Below are 21,304 nucleotides of genomic sequence, written 5' to 3'. Positions count from 1 at the left end.
AGCGGCAAGCATTGAGATTTGCCGCTTTTTCATATAAAATGATAATGGTTTTCATTTTCGTGAATCAAAATGGGGGAAACGCTGATGAAAAGAGGGGTCTTACTTATTTTTTTTCTGATTCTAACGAGTTGTCAGGCAAGTCCAGTGTTTCATTCAGACCAAAAAACCATTCGCCACTATGCCGTCCACAGCGACAATATTGCCATTAACAAAAAAGGAACTATGCTGTATATCGCCAATATTGATGTTCCTTCTGTCACGCTAATCGATGCAAAGACGAAGCAGAAAAAAGCAGAGATTGCTGTCGGAAAGGAGCCTAGACAGCTTGCATTAAGTCCGGACGAACAATTTTTATACGTGTCCTGTATGCATGATGACCGAGTAGATATTATTTCGCTTAAAGAGAAAAAAGTGATGGGTCATTTAAAAACAGGAATTGAACCATTTGGAGTTGTGACAAGCCAGGACGGAAGAACGCTTTACGTAGCTAATTATCGTTCAGGAACGGTATCAGTATTTGATTTGGAAAAGCAAAAAGAAACGAAAGAAATTCCAGTTGGTGATCGACCGCGTACGCTGGCGCTAACGGCTGATGGCCGAAAGTTGTATGTACCTCATTATCTAGATGGAAAAATAAGTGTGATTGATACGAAAAAAAATCAAGTCATCAAAGAAATTACGTTAGCGCCATCACCGGATCAGGAGGATCGGAAAAAGAGCCAAGGTATTCCGAACACGCTTGAGCAGTTTGTCATTGCACCAGATGGAAAAAAAGCCTACATTCCTCATTTACTGACGAATATTGATACGCCGATTCAGTTTGAAGAAACGGTTTTTCCGGCCATTTCTGTCATTGATCTTGCATCCGATCGAGAATTGGTGGATGAGAGAAAGGAATTATTCACGGAAATCAATGTCCAAGATGTGAAAAATGAAACGATCATTGTTTCGAATCCATATGATATTGTGTTTCAGCCAGATGGAAGCAAAATGTACGCAGTGATGTCAGGAAGCGAAGATTTAGTCGTATTTGATTTAAAACGCGGCGGAAACGCAACCCAAATTTTGCGGCGCATTGAAGGGAATAATCCGAGAGGGATTGTAATTTCACCGGATGGAAAGCAATTATTTGTCCACAATGCAATGAGCCATGATCTTGCCGTCATTCATACAGGAGGCAAAGCGCCTTATGCGAAAGCAAGATCAGTAAAAGGAACGATACGCTTAATTGCCAAAGATTCTTTATCACCACTTGTCCGTGAAGGAAAGACGATTTTTTATAGCGCGAATAGCGACGAATTTGCGATCGATATTACAGGAAATAACTGGATGAGTTGTGCTTCCTGCCATAGTGACGGGGAAATAAACGGGCTGACACTTTTGACGCCCAAAGGGCCGCGCAACGTGCCAAGCAATGTGCTAACGACCAAGACGGGATTGTTTATGTGGGATGGCTCTCGCGATGATTTTAGCGATTACATTCATACGGTACAAAATGAAATGGGCGGGATGATGGCCCTTGATCCAGAGAAGCCGCTGCCATCGGATGTGCAGCATATGTATGATGCGATTCTTGCGTATTTAGATGATCCTCATTCGTTTCCTGTACCGAAAAGCCCGTATCGAAATAAAGATGGAAGCTTGACAGCAAAAGCGCAAGAAGGCGAAAAGCTGTTTAACGGTAAAGGGAACTGTCTCAGCTGTCATGGAGGAGAATATTTTACAGATAGTACAAAAGCAGTGGACGATCAAGGAGTATTGACGATAGCGAATACAGCTTATTTACATGATATTGGCACAGCGAATCCACAGGATAAAGCTTCAAATGGAGACGCGAGAGCCCATTTTGCCAACCCTCGCACACCAAAACAATGGGATACGCCGACATTGCGAGGAGTTTGGGCGACGGCCCCTTACTTGCATGATGGCAGCGCCAAAACGATCGAAGAAGCCATTCAGCGCCATCAGACAAAAGAGGTGACAAGCTTAACAAAAGGAGAAATAGCCGCTATTGCGGAATATGTGCGTTCACTTGAATAAAGTCACCGGGAAGCCGTTTTGGCCATGGCCAAAACGGCTTTTTTATGACGATCTCAATAACTGCCAAACGTTATGATGGATCATTTTTTTGAAGATAGCGTTTATCCTTCATAAATAATCGCCAAAAATAGATGAATCCCGGAAAGAGAATAACAAACCCGATGATGTATGACATAAACAGCGCGCGAAAAGTATTCGGATGAGTGAAACCTGACTGAATCGTGACATCCGGATAGATCATATATGGCAAGTGGGCCTTTCCATAAGCGTAGCTCGCTAAAAAGTATTGAATGACAATGGCGACGACCGCTAATCGAGGTTTTCCCCGTATGGACTGATGCTTGGCAGACGGCAAGAATAGAGCGGCCCCCGCTACAAAAAACATGGCCACGGAACCGATGAGCCATGGCAAATAGTCCATTATTCGCTCGTACAGCCAAGGTGCTTCATCCTGCATCGTCAGCATAATAAAAAGCGCCATTAATAAGGAAATGGGTCCGAGAATGAGAGCATCTCTGCGATAGGTTTGATATGCCTCCAGCTCATTCGCTTCATTGGAGTAGTCGGCAAGCAGCAGGGAAGAAAGAAACAATGTGCTGGAGATGGCGAAGCCAATGAACGCATATTCATGCGGGCTTGTAAACAGCTTATCCATTCTCAGTTTTGCGACCCCGTCAACCGTTTCAATAAATTCGCCATGTGTGATTGGCAAGACGCTAATCAGTAGAGCTGGGATGATCATGCCGCTGATTCCCGAAATGTAGGTCAGCACTTTTTCATATTCCTTAGCGATATGGGCAAATACTAAAAAAGCGCTGCGAATCGCGAGAAGCAGTAAAATAATGCTCCCGGGAATTAATAAAACAGTTCCCAACAAAAAGGTCGCTCCAGGAAAAAAGCTGACAAGCGCGACAACGATTGCCACAATAAACACATTGGTCACTTCCCATGTAGGGGAAAGATAGCGATTGGCAATATTGGTTGCGGCTGTTTTTTCCCGATTCATATAAATCATCGACCAAAAACCAGCTCCAAAATCCATGGTTGCCATGACCGCATAGATAAAAATAAATCCCCATAGCACAGTGATGGCAATGAGTTCATTTGTCATGTTCCTCGCCTCCTTATTGCGTAAAATGATTTGAATGTCCGGTTTCCTGTGAAGCTAGTTCGTTGATGACAGGATGGCGCCGAAAATAGTATTTTAATACGAGAACGACGGCGATGCTTAATACAATATAGATGGCTGCGAACAAGATAAACAGCAGTGCCAAATTCTCCGATTGTGTCACAGCGTCCTCTGTTTTCATCATCCTGTATATAACCCATGGCTGTCTGCCTGTACAGGCAAAGATCCAGCCAAATTCAATAGCCAGCATGGAAAGAGGTCCGGAAGCGATAATGGCCCACATCAGCGGACGAGGAAACGCAGGGCGTTTCATCACTTTGCTCCAAACCAATCCGATCAAGGAGAGCAGGATAAGGAATGAGCCGATGCCTACCATCGCATTGAATAGTGTATGGATAAATAATGGCGGCCACCATTCTTTAGGAAAATCGTTTAATCCTTGTACAACGGTATCAAAGCTATTGCCGGCAAGAAAGCTGAGGAGCCATGGAATTTCGATTGCCCATTTCACCGATTGCGTGTCAGGATCTGTAAAACCGCCAATGGCAAGAGGAGCGTGCGATTGCGTTTCGAACAATCCTTCAGCTGCTGCCAGCTTTTCCGGCTGATATTCATGCAAAAGCTGTGCGGCTTCATGGCCATTCAGCGCTGTTAAAATAGAAAAAATCCCGCCAACAACAAGCGAAAGCATCAGTGCTTTACGATAAAATTCAAGAACGCGTTTATTTTTTTCCCGCAACATTTTGTAAGCAGAAATTGAAGCAAGGACAAATGCTCCTGTCATAAAGGCTGAAACTGTTACATGTCCAGCGGTGACAAAAAAGCTGGGATTAAAAAATGCAGCCCAAGGATCTACGTCAACGACTTGGCCGTTTTCGATGCGAAAACCGTCGGGAGTGCCTTCAAAAGCATGAACATTTGTAATTAAAATAGCGGAAGCGCTTGCGCCAAGGGCAACAAGAGTAACGCTCAAAATTCTCATGGCCGGCGAAATACGATCAGCGGCATATACGTAGATAGACATGAATAATGCCTCAACAAAAAAAGCATAGATTTCAATTTGGAAAGGCAGCGCCATCACTTTGCCGATCACTTCCATAAATCCAGGCCATAGCAATGAAAGCTGGACGCCGGCAATGGTTCCGGAGGGAATGGCAACTCCCAGCAGTACTGCTATCCCTTTTGTCCATCTTTTAGCCATAACTGCATAGTCGCGATTTTTCGTTTTTTGATAGAGCAGTTCGGCACATAAAATCATTAGCGGAATTCCTACACCGAGAGACGCAAAAATAATATGAAACGCCATAGTAGTGCCAAATAGAGAGCGGGCAATGACCAAATCATCCATAAAAAAGACCGTCCTTCCATTCATGATTAGCTGCTGTTATTATCCACATATTTCTAAAAAATATGCAGAGAAGAAATCATAGGAAAAAACGAAACCACACTGTCAAGTCGACAGTGTGGTTTCGTTTCTTTATTGCAACGCTTGTTTTAATACGTTGATATTTTGATGCATGATTGTGAAGTAGTCTTTATTTTCTTTTATATCTTCGCTTGTAAGTGTTTCTAAATTATGAAGGCGAAGAACTTCAGCGCCGATTTCGTTTTTGACAACTTCAGCCACCTTTGGTGTGACATTTTGTTCAAAGATGACATAATGAATTTGTTTCTTTTTCGCGAGTTGAATAATTTGAGCCAGCTCTTTTTGTGAAGGTTCATTAGTCGGTGAAAGACCCGCGATGCTTAATTGCTCAATGCCATATCTTTTTTCCCAATAGCCGTAGGCTGCATGAGAAACAAGAAGTTCTTTTTTAGGAGCGTCTTTTACTACAGCTTGCAATTGTTGATCTATATCAAGCAACTGCTGTTTTAAAGCGGCAAAATTGTTTTCAAATGTTTCCTTCGCATCTGGCTTTAGCTCAATCAAAGCATTTTTTATGTTTTCGGCAATTGTAATGCATAAAATAGGATCTAACCAAACGTGGGGATCTTTATCGCCATGATGATGACCGTCGTCATCGTGCCCTTCCGCTTCTTCATGCCTTTCGTGTTCTTCCCCTTCTTCATCGTGATGGGCAGAATCAAGCAATTGAATTCCTTTAGAAGCTTCCACGAGCTTTACATGCTCGTTTTTTAGTGCTTGTTTCGTTTGATCGACGAATCCTTCCATTCCTTGGCCGATATAAATAAATGCATCAGCATCTGCTAAATTTTTCATCGTTTGCGTTGTCGGTTCAAATGTATGTGCCTCAACGCCAGGAGGATAAATGCTTTCTGCTTTTATGTAGCGTCCACCAATTTTTTGCGCAAAATCTTGCAACGGATAAACAGTCGTATAAATAGTAAGTGTGTTTTTTGGCTTGTTTGTATCGGTTGCTTCTTCACGTTTATTGCAGCCAAACAGCATGATTGATCCAACAAGAAGAATGATGGCTAACAGTGTTTTTCGTCTCATGAATGCTCTCCTTTCTCATTTTTACCAAGCAGAGATGAATGGTCTCATTCATTATATCGTAATCATTACGATTTGAATAGTATTTTTTTTCTTTTTATTCACCCATGCAGTTAGTTAGTTAATCATTACGTGTATGTAGCTATAAGAAAGACGGACTTGCTGCCATTACATGAAAATGCACGATAATAAGCCGCAAGCCCATGCTTATTTGGCATCTTCCCATTTTTCCGGGACTGGATCAAAGCCTCCAGGATGAAAGGGGTGACACTTGACAATGCGTTTGATCGTCAGCCAGCCTCCTTTGATTGCGCCAAAGCGCTTAACTGCTTCAAGACCGTAATGGGAGCATGTCGGATAAAAACGGCATGTCGGCGGCTTTAACGGAGAAATCACCATTTGATAAAAACGAATGAGAGCGATCAATAAGCGTTTCAACATTTGCATCACACCCAGTGAATAAAATATACTATCATCAATGTATCATAAATCGCACAAGTCATCACCTTTGAATAATCCGTATAAAGTAGATGAAAAAAATCGGATTTATGTGTATGATAGTATTTAGAAAATAACGATAGGAGTGATACAATGCCTTCAGTAGAAAGCTTTGAACTCGACCATTGCGCTGTGAAAGCGCCGTATGTGAGACATTGCGGCGTGCATAAAGTGGGAAGCGATGGCGTTGTGAATAAATTTGACATTCGTTTTTGCCAGCCAAATAAGCAAGCGATGAAACCCGATGCTATTCATACGCTTGAGCATTTGCTTGCATTCAATATTCGCAAGCATGCGGAAAAATACGATCATTTTGATATCATTGATATCTCACCAATGGGATGTCAAACGGGCTACTATTTAGTTGTCAGCGGTTCTCCTACTGTGGAGGAAATTATCGATCTGCTTGAAGATACAATGAAGGATGCGGTAAATGCGACAGAAGTCCCAGCTGCAACGGAACAGCAATGCGGGCAGGCGAAGCTTCATGATTTAGAGGGAGCTAAGCGTCTAATGCGTTTTTGGCTGGAACAAGATAAGGAAGAACTGAAGAAAGTATTTGGATAATCGTAAGGCGGCCATTTAAACATGGCCGCCTTCGTTTTTTTCTTTCTGCTTGTGTTCTGGTAAATGCGGATTGTTATCAATAGGATCGACGGTATGCTTGTATTGATAGGCTTTTGATGTGGTGGCGACAGCCAGAATAAGAACGACTAAAATAATGATGATGGAAATGATAAGGATTGTAAACATTGGCTCCCCACTTTCTATGTTTGATTCCTCTCTTTATTTTAACATACTCCACCGAGAAGTCTCCCATCTCTTAACGGAATATAGATGGGAGCGGTTCATCATAAGCGCTGAGAAAGGGAACGAATAAGATTGTAGCCATTTAAATGGAAACAGTGACATAAGATAAAGAGGCAAAAAACGAACTGCTTTGAAGCGTGATGCCTAGGGTTGAAAGCGACGGTGTTCCCATGCACCAGCATGCCGCAAAAACAATCGACCCATTTACTTTCTGATCGGATTTATACATATGTTCGTTTCTATTGATATGGCACAAGTAAAAGGAGTGAAGCAATGGTAGTTAAGTAGGTGGATGATCGAACAAAACCAATGGGAGTAAGTTTGAGCATATTCTTCTTGAGCAACGAATGCTTTGCGGGCAAATAGATTAAAATAATGGGTCGTCCACCTTGTATTTATAATTGAAAAGAGAGAAGAATTTTTCCGTTTTTTGCGAGATGGGCATGAAATAGGTTATAATTAGAAATGTAAGTTTATTTTGTAAAAAATATGGTGAAGGAGAGGATAGAGATGAAAAATCTAACGGACATGGTCAATAAACAGATTGCCAATTGGAGTGTATTATACATCAAACTCCATAATTATCATTGGTTTGTCAAAGGACAGCAATTTTTTACATTGCATACAAAATTCGAAGAATTATACAATGAAGCAGCCCTCCATATTGACGAGTTAGCAGAGCGGCTGCTTGCGCTAGGAGGAGCGCCTGTCGCTACAATGAAAGATTGTCTCGAAAGCGCGTCTGTTAAAGAAGCAAAAGGCAATGAAACAGCTGAAGAGATGGTTGGCGCGCTTGTCAGCGACTTTGAGACGATGATTCAAGAGCTAAAAGATGGAATGCAGCTAGCTGATGAGGTAGGGGATGAAACAACGGGAGATATGCTTTTAGGAATCCACCAAAGCCTTGAAAAGCACGTGTGGATGTTAAAATCGTTTCTTGGCAAATAAGCAAAAAAGATCGCTTCCATATCGGGAGCGATCTTTTTTGCTGTTTGGGCAGTTGTTTACACTCTTTTTTTCTATTTTCATAAAATAGAGTAACTACGTGTTGATCATCGATGGTTTTATCACTTTACCACATAACGAGGCTTTTCAGCCATTTTCGTATTTTGGATCAATCGATTGTGGCATCAGAAAAGCTATCTGCCTGTCCATGATCCCTCCATTAGGCGTGTTGATGATTATGTTCTATGCCTGTTCCTTTTTAACAAGGGGTAGTACGGAAAAGATCCCCCCTTTGTCTCCTTGATTCAGGAAATAAGGAAGAAAGACTTCTTTTCGGTCTAGCTCTTCCGCATTTCTTGCATGAAATCATAGATCATCAACAGATGTGATATTGTTGAATCAACACTTTTGACCTATGAAACATGAAAGGCGGGAAACCGTGGCCAAACATTCATTTTTTTTCGGAATTTCGCTCATTGGTTCATTTGTTTCATCTGTATTTGGAGGATTGGACATATTAGTGGTGATTTTAGTTTGCTTCGTCGTGATTGACTATATAACTGGTATTGTTGCAGGGGCTCTTGAAGGAAAGCTGTCAAGCGAGATCGGTTTTCGGGGGATTGTGCGGAAATTATTGATTTTTGTATTAGTAGCAGTGGCACATCTAATCGATCTTGCCTTAGGACAGAACAATCATTTTATTCGTGATGCAACGACCTTCTTTTATATGGCGAATGAAGTCATTTCAATTGTTGAAAATGTAGGAAGGACAGGATTACCTATTCCGGGCTTTCTGATAAGAGCAATTGAATTATTAAAAGATCGGGCTAAATAAGCATAATTTTTATTTGTTCATCCACACTACGAATAGGACAGATTGTAAAGGAGTTGAAGGGTGTGAAAGAGCAAAATAAAAAAACGTATTATGTGTCGATTGCTCACGGTGAAATCTCTCAAGTAAAGACAGCGTCTCCATGGGATTTTCAAATCGAGGCAACGGACGAAGAAATTATTCAATTAAGGGAATATTTTGACCAAAACTATTCCTCTGATTGGCAGGCGTTTTGGAGAGCGCATGTTCCATATATACAGTATCATTATGATCGCGAAAACGATGCATACGATGATACGATGAAAAAAATTTATCAGCTTATTTATAAATTAGGAAATGAAGAAGCAAGGCAGCATATTCGCTCAATGGGATGGGTTCAAGAATAAGGATGGGCTGCTGCGCTTCATGTCATACCTTTGTTTTTCTTGACAGTCCAAATCGATTCGCTATAATAAAAAATAAATTGAGACAAGGACTTGATAACTAAATGACATGGACAGCTTTCGCGCTTTTGTGAAGGAGACGACAAAAGGAAGAAGCGAACGAATGGATTAAGTGATGTGATGTGAACCGAGATGGATCGGTATGTTTCACTTTTTATAGTGGAGCATGCCGTTTTTGTTTCGAAGGGGGAGAAATACGAATGAAATCTAAAGGAGAGATGGAAGATCAAATTAGCCGGGCTCTGACGCAATGGGAGAAAGAGTATTTGGGGAGGGGCCCCATATCCGTTAAAACGGATATTATCCGCAATATGATTATTGTGCAAATGCGCGGACTTTTAACACCTGCTGAACAAAAATTGGCAGAGACAAAAGAAGGGCTGTTGGCCGTTAAAAGAATTCGCTCAGATTTAATTGAATCAGGCAGCGAGCAGCTAAGAGAGATCATCGTAACGATGACAGGAAAACAAGTAATGAGTGTTCATACAGATATAAGCACCCGTACAGGAGAACGGATTATTGTGTTTTCGCTAGCCGACAACTTTGAAGAAGAATTTCAAAAATAATGGAGTGCAGTTCACCTAGTTCTTTCATTTTCTTTATCTTCTTTATCGTTTTTTGTATTTCTTATGAAGAAGGCTGCCTAATCAGTCGATTTTTCGGCTGCAGGCTGCCTCTCTTTATTTTTGCGAGAAGTTAGTACGGCGAATGTTTGAGGTTTCTATAATATAAATGCCACTTGAAGCTGGACATGCCAAGTGGCTTCTTGGTATAAGCAAGTAAACAGGTGTTGATGCTCCATTGTTTTTAATAAAAAACCACAGAATGATAGGATGACACACAAGCTTTTCCGCTTTTCTCCTCGAAACAAACGCATTTGCCCGTAAATTCAAAAAAGCATGCTGAAACATTCCAGTCGGCAAACAAACGGTGTGCGACTACGGCAGAAAAGCGGGGAATGAAGCGATGCCAATCGGCTTTTATTGGCTGGCCGACACATTATATAGCGCTTAAGCTTAACTGGCACTGCGAGTAAAGTGAGAAGTATAATAGGAATAAAGATCATGACAATGGAGTTTGATAAGGATGTTTGTTTTTTGGGACTATTATGGAAATCAAGTGCAGTTGTCATTTGCTGACCATCCGTTTTCCAAAACGCCAGATCATGTTTGGGTCGTCTGCCGTTACCACCAGCAGTGGTTGCTGACCAATCATCGCGAACGTGGTTTAGAGTTTCCTGGAGGAAAGAGGGAAGGAAAGGAAACACCTGAACAAGCAGCGATTCGCGAAGTGAGAGAAGAGACCGGGGGAGTCATCGAACAGCTGGAATATATCGGGCAGTACAAAATTGGAAATGAGATGATTAAAAATATTTATTTTGCTGAAATTGAAGCGCTTCAGCCACAGTCCACCTATTTGGAAACAGATGGCCCAGTTCTGTTAAAGGAACTGCCTCAGCATGTAAGAACAGATGAACGCTTCAGTTTTATTATGAAAGACGATGTGCTTATGTATACACTTGAAGAAATAAAGAGACGTTCTCTGTAATTGAACGTCTCTATCGGTTTTTGATCAGCGATTTTTCGATTAAAGCCACTATTTGGTACATCAAAGTGGCTAAAACAGCAATAATAAGCAGACTTAGCAGAACGAGCGTGAAATTAAATACTTGGAATCCATAAATAATCATGTACCCAAGCCCTTGCTTGGAAACAAGGAACTCACCGACGATCACTCCAACCCAAGATAAGCCGACATTCACTTTTAAAGTGGAGATAATGGCTGGGAATGAAGCGGGCAGAACGGCTTCTTTAAAGCATTGAAAACGGCTGGCTCCGAAAGTTTTGAGCACCTTGATATAATTCGCGTCCACTTCGCGAAACGAGGTATAGACGACGATGGTGGTAATGATCACAGAGATAACGGTTCCCATCGCGATAATCGAAGAAAAATTAGGTCCAAATGCGACGATTAAAATCGGACCGAGCGCTACTTTGGGCATGGCGTTTAAAATGACTAAATACGGATCAGCGATTTTAGAAAAGCGCGGAAACCACCAAAGCAATGCGGCTAAGCATGTGCCAAGAAGCGTACCAAGAATAAATCCAAGCACGGTTTCAAATAAGGTAACACCAATGTGTGAAAAAAGCGATCCATCTTCTATCTTTCCCATCAACAATGACCAGATTTTTGACGGGGAGCTGAACAAAAGCGGATCAATCCATTGATAGCGGCTAGCAGCCTCCCAAAGCATGAAAAAACCAACGAAAATGATGAGCTGATAAAAACGAACCCACCGTTTCTCTTTTCGAAGCGATGCAAGATACTGGTCATGCAAGGATGGCTTGTGATTAGTAAGTGGTTTCAAGTGAATCCAGCTCCTTCCAAAGAAATTGGAACAGCTCGGAAAAGGACGGATGCTGCCGGGCGGCAAATGGCGGCAACTGCCGAAGCTCGCTAGGTACGAGGAACGTTCGTACAAGGCGTCCGGGTTTAGCTGCGAATAAGAAAATTCGATCGCTCATGGCAATGGCTTCGCCAATATCATGAGTGACAAGCAAGGCGGTTTTGCTGTATTCTTTCAAGGTTTGCCAAACGAGTTCCTCTAATCTGAGTTTGGTTTGATAATCTAAAGCGGAAAATGGCTCATCAAGCAGCAAAATTTTCGGATCCGTTGCCAACGTCCGGGCTAGGGCAGCTCGCTGGCGCATGCCTCCTGACAATTGATTCGGGTAATGCTTTTCCGTTCCCTTTAGATCCATGCGTTCAAGCAATGAAAGCGCGCTGGCTCGCATTTCTGGGGTGTCAATCTCCATAATCTTTAAACCGAGAAAAAGATTTTCTTCGATTGTTTTCCAAGGGAATAGATAGTCCTGCTGCAGCATATAGCCGACAGCTGGATGAATGGCCTGCATTTTTTTCCCTTCCAGCGTGACGGTTCCTTCTGTCGGCTGAATAAGAGAGGCAATGATAGAAAGCAAGGTAGTTTTTCCGCAGCCGCTAGGACCAATAAAAGAAACGAATTCTCCTTGATCGATGGACAAGGATATATGCTCTAAGGCTGTAGTAGCTGTTTTTTCGGTAAAATACGTGTGGCTGATGTCATGAACAACTAAAAAACTCATCTTGTTCACCTGCCGTTCTTATTTTTCGATTGTTTTTTTCGCAAAGGAGTTGTCGACGAGCGCGGAATAGTCTGAGTGTGGCGGCAATTCCCCTGCTTCTTTCATAATGGCTTGCAGGTTGTTCCATTCTTCTTCGTCAAGAACGGGGTCAGTTGCATAACTGCCTTGTTTTTTGTAGCGATCGACGACTTTTTCGATAATGGAGATATCTGTATCTTTAAAGTATGGTTGGATGGCTTTTGCAATTTCTGCAGCGGTATGGGTTTCGACCCATTGCTGCGCTTGATAAAGAGCGCGAGTAAACTTTTGGATCGTTGCTTGATTATTTTTGATAAAGCTTCGTTTGGCCATGAAGGAAGTATATGGAACATGCCCGGATTCTGTTCCAAAGGAAGCGACAATGTATCCTTTTCCTTCCTGTTCAAAAATACTGGCAGTTGGCTCAAATAATTGAACATAGTCTCCTGTACCGCTGGCAAATGCACTAGGAATGTTGGCGAAATCAATATTTTGAATGAGCTTTAAGTCTTGTTTCGGATCAATTCCGTGTTTTTTGAGGACAAATTCCCCGACCATTTGCGGCATGCCGCCTTTTCTTTGACCGAGAAAGGTGCTTCCGTTTAGTGAATCCCAAGAGAAATGATCGATTTTTTTGCGAGCAACGAGAAACGTCCCATCTGTTTGGGTTAATTGGGCAAAATTAATAACAGGATCTTTCGTTGCTTGGCTATAGACATAGATCGATGTTTCGGAACCGACTAAGGCAATATCCGAGCCGCCGGAGAGCAGGGATGTCATCGTTTTGTCTCCGCCCCATGCGGTTGATAATTCGACATCAAGCCCTTCCTTCTTAAAAAATCCTTTAGAAATGGCAACATATTGAGGAGCGTAAAAAATGGAACGGGTGACTTCTGCAACGCGAACTTTTTGTACAGAAGGCTGATCCTGCTTTTCGCAGGCTGCCGAGATGACGAAGCTAATGGTGAAAAATGAAATCAGCGCGGTGCGCAGCCATTTTTTCATTGTTATAAACCTCCTTAGTAATAGATGTTAAATATGTACCTTATCGTATGCTGTCGGAAAAAATGTGTGAATGCCTATGGAAAGGAAGAAAGACATGGATGGACAGATCATAGAGAAACATCGATTTCCATCACCTAATCCGCATATCGATGTATTCTTAATTACCTATTTATCGCAAGGATTGCAGGTAAAAGGATTTTTAGCGATACCGAAAGCTAAAGGGACTTATGATGGCTTCCTTTATCTTCGCGGCGGAATGAAAAATGTTGGGAAGGTGCGTCTTTCCCGAATTACGCAATTTGCAGCTGAGGGATTTGTCGTCATGGCTCCTTTTTATCGCGGCAATCAGGGTGGGGAAGGAAATGAAGATTTTGTTGGAGAAGATCGCTATGATGCGTTAAGTGCTTTTCGGGTGCTACAAAACCTCCCGCAGGTAGATAGCAGACGCATTCACGTGTTCGGTTTTTCTCGCGGAGGAGCTATGGCCCTCCATACAGCTATCTTAGAAAATCAAATTTGTTCAGTTGTTGTTTGGGGAGGAGTTTCCGATGTGATGTTGACGTATTGGGAGCGGCTTGACTTGCGAAAAATGATGAAGCGGGTCATTGGCGGAACGCCGACAAAATATCCGGAGCGCTATCGTTGGCGAACACCGCTTTATAGCATTGATCGCATCAAAGCGCCTGTGCTGATTATTCATGGCGAAAAAGATCACAACGTCTCGATAGAACATGCTTATCGGCTTGAAAAGCGGCTAAAAGAACTAGAAAAGCCTGTGACGACTTGGTATTTCCCTGACTTCACACATTATTTTCCACCAAAGGACAATCGGGAAACGGTTCATCGTTTAGCGGAATGGATGAAACAGCAGGGACGGTCATGATACTATAAATAAAGAACGAAGAGGAAAGGATGTAGATATAAATGGGGATGCCATTAGAATTGCAAACATTGATTGTGACAAAGGGAAAAGAACAGCGAATTGAAGATAATTTGTTTGTGCTTGAAAAGGAAGGATACCGCCTTTATCCAATCGATATCCCCCTTGAAGTAAAGCGGACGTTGCAAAGCGAAGCAAGCGGACAAGCAGTAGTTAAAAAGCTAGAACTGGCGAATAACCGAACGATTATCACATATGAACTCATCTCGCTTCATTCGACCAACTAGCATTTTCTAGATGGATCTGGAGCCCTCTGCCTCCCAATGAAATCGCGAATGGAACAAAAACGATTTTGCCTCGGAGCAAAATCGTTTTTGTTGATAAGCGCTTGGCTTGCATCTTTTCGTTGTATTTATTACGATCATGAGTCATATAAAAAATAAAGGATGCAAAGTTGACAAAATTGTTGTATAATGATAATAACTTTTTTATAGTAAATATCATAATATTTGTATATTCTTCCATGCAGGGAGTTCTTCAAAAAGCAGGGTGGCGTTCACCTCGGCTTGTTGGAGGAAACCCAATCATGGAAAAGCAGGGACGGGAGATCTTCTACGATCTGGAAATCACATAGATGGAATGAAGATAAACCGGCTATGATTCATTGATAGACAGAAGGGCAGCCTTTTGCGGAAAAAGGCGCCTCTGTCCAATGGCATAGTCGGTTTTTTCTTTTCTTTCCAACGTCATTAATAAGCACCATGCACGGAGGAGAAGGAGAGGGGGAAACGGATTGTTATTTATATGGAGTTGGTTTATTTCAGTAGGAATCGTATTTGTCAGCGGTGCCCTATGTCTATATTCGCGTATTCCGGAGCGTTACGTATACATTCATACCCGTTTATTGCTGCTGCCGGCGGCCGCGGCGCTTATCGGATGGATCGGAGCGGGATCAGGGACGGAAGTTGGAGCATGGAGATTCGATGGAATTAGTTGGCTTATGGCCTTCTATATTTCTTTACTCAGTTGGATCATTCAAACGTTTTCGCTGCGCTATTTGCATGGCGATCGCGCATACCGGCATTATTTTTGGCTGTTAACATGGACTGCTGGAGCGGCATCGGTCATATGGAGCAGCAATGATTTGCGCGTAATGGCCATTTGTTGGGGACTGCCATTCGTTGGTCTTGCCGCGTTGACATGGTTAAAAAGGGAATGGGCGCCGTCACGCGCGGCTGCGATGCAAATGGGAATCATGTTTTTGGCAAGTTGGCTGGCAGTGGCGGTGTTGGCTGTATGGATATGGACTGTGACGGGGAAATGGAGCATGTCGGCCGCTTTATTAGCGGATCAATTGGCAGAGATAAGCTTTTGGGGAAGAATAGCAATGAACGGATTATTGCTATTGGCTGCGCTGATTCCGGCGGGACAATGGCCGTTTCATCGCTGGTTGCTTGAGTCTGCAGTGACTCCGACTCCTGTATCAGCGGTGATGCATGCAGGACTCGTTAATGCTGGCGGCCTGCTGTTGGCGCGCTTTTCCCCACTATTTAACATGCCAGCGGCGCATGAGGCGCTATTTATCATCGCCTTTCTATCTATTTTGCTCGGTACAGGTATTAGCTTTGTCCACGTCGATTATAAGAGGCAGTTAGTCGCTTCAACGATGGCGCAAATGGGAGTGATGTTCGTTCAATGTGCTTTAGGCGCTTACGGGGCAGCTGTGGTTCATCTGATTTTACATGGATTGTTCAAAGCGACATTGTTCTTGCAATCAGGATCTGTTGTACCGCGTCCTGAACGCATTGTGCGTGTGAAAGGAGGCGGATCCTGGTGGGGAGGCGCTTTAATAGGATTAGCAGTGGGGATGGCGTTTTGGATTGCTTCTCCTTCAGAGCCGACTCGGCTTTTCAGCGCATTGCTTCTTGGAGCATCGATGATGATAGCCTGGGGACGTCTTGCCGATTTTCGTGAAGGGCGCTGGCTTGGGTTGGTGACGGTGGTCATGCTAGCATTAGCTTCTGAAGAAGTAAGACATTTCTTGACGGAGTTTGTGCAAGCTGCGTTACCATCTGGAAGCGCACCGCCGTCTGCGCTCGAATGGCTGGCATTTGTATTGTTTGCTTCTGCTGCTATCGTTACTTTCTGGATTGTTCGGCATCGTTCATCTCTATTGTTTGTCCGATTCTATATGTGGCTTGTTCATTTTGGAGAGCCGCGCCTATCAACTGTTGAACCACACCCGCACTATTTGAGCATTTATGTGAAGGAGGGAGCTAGTGATGAGTAAACAGGCCATTTCGCTTGAACGTCCCCGCAAGCAGGCAACACGAAAAGCGGTGTCTGGCATAGAGCGCCCAATCGCTAAGATAGTCGAGAAGGCAAGCGAAGTCATTGCTCCGCTTTGGCCTATCTCTACTTTCATTGCCCGTCATCCGTGGATGGAACTTGAATATTTACCATTTTCAGAAGTGGCCGAACGATTTCAACGCATGCCTGGCATCCATCTATATCCGACGATGGCATCCTTTCGTGCAGCGCTTGAAAAAGGCGAAATTGATCTCTCATTTTTGGAGAGAAAGCTGCATCGCTGGCTTGATGCACAGAATCTTTCAGTGCCTCGCCATGAAGCAGAACGATTATGCCGCGCCTTTCTTTGGAATGATGAGGTACCAGCGGAATGGTTGGCTTCCTCTGAATGGAATCAGTTGCCGGCAGCTACTTCTTGGCGGAACGCGGTTATTCAGCCGTTAAGTGCGCATAATAGCAAGCAAAAGCAACGTCTTGATCAGCAAATGATAAAATGGTGCAAATTGTTTTTAGATGAAGGACAGGCGGCGTGGGGGCTGCCATTTCGAGAGCTTGGATTGTTTGGCGCCTGGCGCCAGCTGGTCGGGCATGATCCGACGTTGACGAAAGATGAACGGCAACGGCTTTTTGACTGGCCGGATGCTCCAGAGCTGGCGTTGCAGCGCGTCTTGTCTGAATTGAACGTAGATGAAGAGACAGCGGTCAACTATCTTGAAGCCCACCTTCTGGCTTTGCCGGGATGGGCTGGCATGTTGCTCTGGCGTTCTAAACAAACGGGTCAAGATACCGCCTTACTCGTCGATTATTTGGCCATTCGTCTTTCGCTAGAATGGGCATTGATGGCTCCGGATTTGCCATTGGATCCTAGCATGGCCGATGATGTTGCTGATGATTGGCGTCAGCTATTGGTTGCGTGGCTACATTGGGGAGGTATGACAGCAGCTAAATGGCAGCAACTGAAAGCAGAGGAACAATGCGCCCGCCTAGCGTTTGCCGACCGCTTTTGGCGCTTGGAGCGATACCGCCTTTGGCTTGAGGCATGGGAAGAAACGTATGAAGAACAGTTAAAGACAACGATTCGATCTTCTTGTTCTGCAGATGAGCAGAAACCTGCTGCCCAGTTTCTTTTTTGCATTGACGTTCGTTCAGAAGTGTTTCGCCGTCATCTTGAAGAAGCCGGACCATTTGAAACGTATGGATGTGCTGGATTTTTTGGCATTCCGATCAAGACGCGTGAACTGGATAGCCATCATACTCATCCATCATGTCCGGCCATCGTCCAACCGCAGCAGGAGATTTGCGAAGTGGCTGCTGTACCGGAAAGCGTGACGGATTATCGACGCCGTCGCAATATGTTCCGGTTTGCCGGACAAATATTTAAGAAAGTAAAGCAAAATTTGCTAGCGAGTTTATTATTGCCCGAAATGAGCGGATCTTGGCTTGGATTGCATACTCTTATGCGCAGCGCCGCTCCTAAGAAGGCAGGTCATTTGTTCCGAAAGATAGAAGAGACGATGGAGAAAAAGCCGTCAACAGCGCTGGTGCTCGAGCGGCAAGAGAAATCAGAAGCATCAGATCTGCCCATCGGATTTTCAACGGAGGAAAAAATTCAATACGTTCAGCAGCTGCTTCACAGTATAGGACTGACTTCATCGTTTGCGCCATTGGTGATCGTATGCGGCCATGAAAGCGCAACAGTGAATAATCCGTATGCTTCTTCGCTCGATTGCGGCGCATGTGGCGGAGCAGCGGGAGCATTTAATGCCCGAGTGTTTGCCGCTCTTGGCAATTTGCCAGAAGTACGCGAGGGACTTGCGCAACGCGGCATCGTCATTCCAGATGAAACCGTATTTGTGGCTGCAGAGCATGTGACAACGATCGATGAACTGCGCTGGATTGAAATTCCGGTGTTATCAGAATCAGCACAGCAGGCGTTCCACTTAGTAGAAAGCGTGCTTCCTAAAGTAAGCCGGAATGCGAATGAGGAGCGTTGTGCAAAATTGCCGTCCATTGGAAAAAGACCAAATGATGCGGTAGCGGAGGTACAGCGTCGGGCTGTTGACTGGAGTGAAATTCGCCCGGAATGGGGGCTTGCGGGAAATGCCGCGTTTGTAATTGGCAGCCGTAGCCGAACAAAGCATTGCCATCTCGATGGAAGAGTATTTTTACACAGCTACGATTGGCGACAAGATCCTACTGGTGAGCTTCTCTCGGGCATTATCAGCGGACCGGCTACAGTAGGACAATGGATTAATTTGCAATATTACGCATCGACCGTTGCCCCTCACTATTACGGAAGCGGCAGCAAAACGACGCAGACGGTCACTTCCGGGATTGGAGTGATGCAAGGCAACGCCAGCGATTTGCTTACTGGGCTGCCTTGGCAGTCCGTAGCCGCTTCGGATCAGGAGTTATTTCATTCGCCGCTTCGATTGCTTGTTGTCATTGAAGCGCCGCGTTACTATATTGAGCGTTTGCTCACCGAGCACTTGCCTTTTTCTCAAAAAGTGAAAAACGGCTGGCTCCGTCTCGCATCGATTGATCCCGATAGCGGGGAATGGGTGTCGTGGGGACGCTCCCTATTTTAAAAGATATGGAAAAGCCGCTTGGTCCAAGTTATTGGTAAGCGGCTTTCCATATAATCAGGACCAAAATGGGTGAAGAGGAATTTTAACACATGGACCGAGAAGTCTTCTCCCTCTTAACGAAATGGAGGTGGGAGAGGTTATGCAAGTTTTAGGGTTGCTACATGTACAAAAAAAGGGGGGATCTACACGACGGAAGATGCCCCCTAAATATTAAGCAATTGGTCCGCCAAGCTTTTCAATGCTTGGATCGACATTCGTAAATTTTTTGAAGTTTTCACGGAATTTTGCGGCAAGATCTTTTGCTTTTTGCTCGTATGCTTCTTGATCAGCCCACGTATTTTTTGGAAGCAATACTTCATCAGGCACTCCAGGAACATGCGCCGGAATTTGCAACCCAAAAATTGGATCTTGTACCGTTTCGACGTTGTTCAACTCGCCTTCAAGGGCTGCTTGCACCATTGCTCGCGTATATTGCAGTTTCATGCGGCTGCCGACTCCGTATTCCCCACCGGTCCAGCCTGTATTCACTAAAAACACTTGTACTTGATGCTCGTCGATTTTTTTGCCGAGCATTTCTGCATAACGTGTTGCTGGAAGCGGTAGGAACGGAGCTCCAAAGCAAGTCGAGAACGTTGCTTGCGGTGACGTAATGCCGCGTTCTGTGCCAGCCAATTTGCTTGTATAGCCGCTCAAGAAATGATACATCGCTTGTTCTTTTGTAAGCTTGCTGATTGGCGGTAAAACGCCGAATGCGTCAGCTGTCAAGAACACGATAGTTGCTGGATGGCCAGCGACGCTTGGATCAACAATATTGTCGATCGATTGAATCGGATACGCTGCGCGCGTATTTTCGGTCAACGTTGCGTTGTCGTAGTCAGGAATGCGTGTGTTTTCATCTAGAACGACGTTTTCCAGTACAGCGCCAAAGCGGATCGCATCAAAGATTTGCGGCTCTTTTTCACGTGAAAGATTGATGCATTTTGCATAGCAGCCGCCCTCAATGTTAAACACTCCGCTATTGGACCAGCCATGTTCATCGTCTCCAATTAAACGGCGCTTCGGATCGGCAGAAAGCGTCGTTTTTCCGGTTCCTGATAATCCGAAAAATAGTGCGACATCTCCTTCTGGACCGACGTTTGCCGAGCAGTGCATTGGTAAAATGTTTTGCTCTGGAAGAAGGAAATTCATCACAGAGAAAATGGATTTTTTAATTTCTCCCGCATATTCAGTACCGCCAATGAGCACGATGCGGCGTTCAAACGAAATGATAATAAACGTTTCTGATTTTGTTCCATCGACAGCTGGATCCGCTTTGAAGTTTGGTGCGGAAATGACTGTGAACTGTGCATCGTGTGTTTCCAGCTCTTCCTGTGTCGGACGGATAAAAAGCTGATGTGCGAATAAATTGTGCCAAGCAAATTCATTGATAACCTGAATAGGCAGGCGATAGGCCGGATCAGCTCCAGCGAAGCCTTTGAATACGAATATCTCATCTTTTTGCATTAAATAGTCGATGACTTTATGATATAATTGATCAAAGACTTCTTCGGAAATCGGTTGATTAACTGTGCCCCAATCGATTTTTTCTTTTGTGGAGGCTTCTGCTACAATATATTTATCTTTTGGTGAACGTCCCGTATATTTTCCAGTTGTAGTGGCAACCGCGCCAGTCGCTGTCAGCATTCCTTCTTTGCGCTCAAGAACTTTTTCTACTAGTTGAGAAACAGACAAATTTTGCTGTATGTTTTGCCGTTGGAGCAGTATATTCAACTTATTGGTAACATCAACAATGCTCATCTACAAAACCTACCTTTTTGTAAAGTTATAAACCTGAAATTAGTATAACACATTTAAATAATTAGTCCATACTATTTAACGTAATTTTTCACGTTTATTTTTTGTCTATTTTGTTGCAAATACATATGGAGAAAATTACCCTGTGCAACATGAAAAAATTTTGCCGAATCATGTTGACTTTTTTTTGTTGATTAAGCTATGATAACATATTGAACGGTTACTCTTATCCCGAGTTGGTGGAGGGACAGGCCCAATGAAACCCAGCAACCGTCACAACAATTATACATGTGAAATGGTGCTAACCTGTGGCAAGGCATAGCCCTTGAACGATAAGAGTGAAAGGCGCGATATGAAAGCAAATCACCTTTCCTCGATATCGAAGGAAAGGTTTTTTCGTTTATATAAGCGGGGGAATGAGTGCCGTATCAA

20 protein-coding genes and 1 riboswitch are annotated in these 21,304 nt (G+C 43.7%); of the genes, 11 read left to right on the top strand and 9 right to left on the bottom strand.

Features of this window, described 5'->3' with window-relative positions:
- The first annotated feature begins 84 nt into the window (after window positions 1–84).
- Window positions 85–2,040 (top strand): beta-propeller fold lactonase family protein, encoded by a 1,956-nt coding sequence (locus tag GRQ40_RS15110; RefSeq protein ID WP_066150010.1) that lies wholly within the window; start codon window positions 85–87, stop codon window positions 2,038–2,040.
- 70 nt (window positions 2,041–2,110) lie between these two features.
- Here GRQ40_RS15110 and GRQ40_RS15105 read toward each other — a convergent pair whose 3' ends face one another.
- The 4 genes from GRQ40_RS15105 to yidD all read right to left on the bottom strand — a co-directional run bounded on the left by GRQ40_RS15105 (window position 2,111) and on the right by yidD (window position 6,065).
- Entirely contained in the window at window positions 2,111–3,151 is a 1,041-nt protein-coding gene (locus GRQ40_RS15105; RefSeq protein WP_066150013.1) for a cytochrome d ubiquinol oxidase subunit II, read from the bottom strand.
- A gap of 13 nt (window positions 3,152–3,164) precedes the next feature.
- Entirely contained in the window at window positions 3,165–4,517 is a 1,353-nt protein-coding gene (locus GRQ40_RS15100) for a cytochrome ubiquinol oxidase subunit I (RefSeq protein ID WP_159720291.1), read from the bottom strand.
- A gap of 129 nt (window positions 4,518–4,646) precedes the next feature.
- Window positions 4,647–5,627, bottom strand: a complete 981-nt coding sequence (locus tag GRQ40_RS15095) for a metal ABC transporter solute-binding protein, Zn/Mn family (RefSeq protein WP_159720290.1) — start codon at window positions 5,625–5,627, stop codon at window positions 4,647–4,649.
- A 204-nt stretch (window positions 5,628–5,831) separates the two neighbouring features.
- Window positions 5,832–6,065, bottom strand: a complete 234-nt coding sequence (gene yidD / locus GRQ40_RS15090) for a membrane protein insertion efficiency factor YidD (protein ID WP_044745849.1) — start codon at window positions 6,063–6,065, stop codon at window positions 5,832–5,834.
- Window positions 6,066–6,215: 150 nt separating this feature from the next.
- On the opposite strand from yidD, the gene GRQ40_RS15085 reads away from it, so the two are divergent.
- The gene (locus GRQ40_RS15085; protein WP_027409561.1) at window positions 6,216–6,689 is read left to right on the top strand and encodes an S-ribosylhomocysteine lyase; all 474 of its coding nucleotides are present in this window, start codon (window positions 6,216–6,218) and stop codon (window positions 6,687–6,689) included.
- Window positions 6,690–6,704: 15 nt separating this feature from the next.
- On the opposite strand, the gene ytzI is transcribed toward GRQ40_RS15085, so the two are convergent.
- Window positions 6,705–6,875 (bottom strand): YtzI protein, encoded by a 171-nt coding sequence (gene ytzI, locus GRQ40_RS15080; RefSeq protein WP_080862028.1) that lies wholly within the window; start codon window positions 6,873–6,875, stop codon window positions 6,705–6,707.
- A 567-nt stretch (window positions 6,876–7,442) separates the two neighbouring features.
- Between ytzI and GRQ40_RS15075 the strand changes: the two genes are divergently transcribed.
- The 5 genes from GRQ40_RS15075 (at window position 7,443) to ytkD (ending at window position 10,700) form a co-directional block, all read left to right on the top strand.
- On the top strand, window positions 7,443–7,880 hold the full coding sequence (locus GRQ40_RS15075) for a Dps family protein (RefSeq protein ID WP_066150023.1): 438 nt from the start codon (window positions 7,443–7,445) through the stop codon (window positions 7,878–7,880).
- 412 nt (window positions 7,881–8,292) lie between these two features.
- The gene (locus tag GRQ40_RS15070; protein ID WP_159720289.1) at window positions 8,293–8,712 is read left to right on the top strand and encodes a phage holin family protein; all 420 of its coding nucleotides are present in this window, start codon (window positions 8,293–8,295) and stop codon (window positions 8,710–8,712) included.
- A gap of 62 nt (window positions 8,713–8,774) precedes the next feature.
- Window positions 8,775–9,095, top strand: coding sequence for a hypothetical protein (locus GRQ40_RS15065; RefSeq protein WP_044745852.1), 321 nt, complete (start codon window positions 8,775–8,777; stop codon window positions 9,093–9,095).
- 257 nt (window positions 9,096–9,352) lie between these two features.
- Entirely contained in the window at window positions 9,353–9,718 is a 366-nt protein-coding gene (locus GRQ40_RS15060; RefSeq protein ID WP_044745853.1) for a Na-translocating system protein MpsC family protein, read from the top strand.
- A gap of 520 nt (window positions 9,719–10,238) precedes the next feature.
- The gene (gene ytkD / locus GRQ40_RS15055; protein WP_066150029.1) at window positions 10,239–10,700 is read left to right on the top strand and encodes an RNA deprotection pyrophosphohydrolase; all 462 of its coding nucleotides are present in this window, start codon (window positions 10,239–10,241) and stop codon (window positions 10,698–10,700) included.
- 10 nt (window positions 10,701–10,710) lie between these two features.
- On the opposite strand, the gene GRQ40_RS15050 is transcribed toward ytkD, so the two are convergent.
- Genes GRQ40_RS15050 through GRQ40_RS15040 form a run of 3 tightly spaced genes read right to left on the bottom strand, consistent with a single transcriptional unit; the run spans window position 10,711 to window position 13,300 of the window.
- Window positions 10,711–11,520 carry an ABC transporter permease gene (locus tag GRQ40_RS15050; protein ID WP_066150032.1) on the bottom strand — a complete coding sequence of 270 codons (810 nt, stop codon included), beginning with the start codon at window positions 11,518–11,520 and terminating at the stop codon, window positions 10,711–10,713.
- Window positions 11,504–12,277, bottom strand: coding sequence for an ABC transporter ATP-binding protein (locus tag GRQ40_RS15045; protein WP_044745856.1), 774 nt, complete (start codon window positions 12,275–12,277; stop codon window positions 11,504–11,506). Before GRQ40_RS15045 ends, GRQ40_RS15050 begins: the two co-directional genes overlap by 17 nt.
- 18 nt (window positions 12,278–12,295) lie before the next feature.
- The gene (locus GRQ40_RS15040; RefSeq protein WP_066150035.1) at window positions 12,296–13,300 is read right to left on the bottom strand and encodes an ABC transporter substrate-binding protein; all 1,005 of its coding nucleotides are present in this window, start codon (window positions 13,298–13,300) and stop codon (window positions 12,296–12,298) included.
- A 94-nt stretch (window positions 13,301–13,394) separates the two neighbouring features.
- On the opposite strand from GRQ40_RS15040, the gene GRQ40_RS15035 reads away from it, so the two are divergent.
- From GRQ40_RS15035 to GRQ40_RS15020, 4 genes are all read left to right on the top strand, one after another.
- Complete coding sequence (locus GRQ40_RS15035; protein WP_066150038.1) at window positions 13,395–14,183, top strand: alpha/beta hydrolase family protein; 789 nt, start codon at window positions 13,395–13,397, stop codon at window positions 14,181–14,183.
- Window positions 14,184–14,224: 41 nt separating this feature from the next.
- Complete coding sequence (locus tag GRQ40_RS15030; protein WP_066150041.1) at window positions 14,225–14,467, top strand: DUF2584 domain-containing protein; 243 nt, start codon at window positions 14,225–14,227, stop codon at window positions 14,465–14,467.
- 506 nt (window positions 14,468–14,973) lie between these two features.
- A complete protein-coding gene (locus GRQ40_RS15025) occupies window positions 14,974–16,470 on the top strand; it encodes an NADH dehydrogenase subunit 5 (protein ID WP_066150047.1) in 1,497 nt (498 codons plus the stop codon).
- A complete protein-coding gene (locus tag GRQ40_RS15020) occupies window positions 16,463–19,078 on the top strand; it encodes a DUF2309 domain-containing protein (protein ID WP_159720915.1) in 2,616 nt (871 codons plus the stop codon). Before GRQ40_RS15025 ends, GRQ40_RS15020 begins: the two co-directional genes overlap by 8 nt.
- A gap of 210 nt (window positions 19,079–19,288) precedes the next feature.
- Here GRQ40_RS15020 and pckA read toward each other — a convergent pair whose 3' ends face one another.
- A complete protein-coding gene (gene pckA / locus GRQ40_RS15015) occupies window positions 19,289–20,875 on the bottom strand; it encodes a phosphoenolpyruvate carboxykinase (ATP) (RefSeq protein ID WP_159720288.1) in 1,587 nt (528 codons plus the stop codon).
- Window positions 20,876–21,095: 220 nt separating this feature from the next.
- Window positions 21,096–21,211: riboswitch (SAM riboswitch) on the top strand.
- Window positions 21,212–21,304: the final 93 nt, after the last annotated feature.

The sequence above is a fragment of the Anoxybacillus sp. PDR2 genome, assembly GCF_009834045.1.
GTDB classification, from domain to species: domain Bacteria; phylum Bacillota; class Bacilli; order Bacillales; family Anoxybacillaceae; genus Anoxybacteroides; species Anoxybacteroides rupiense.
The sequence above is the reverse complement of the archived record's forward strand: the minus strand, read 5'-3'. Positions and strand labels throughout refer to the sequence as shown.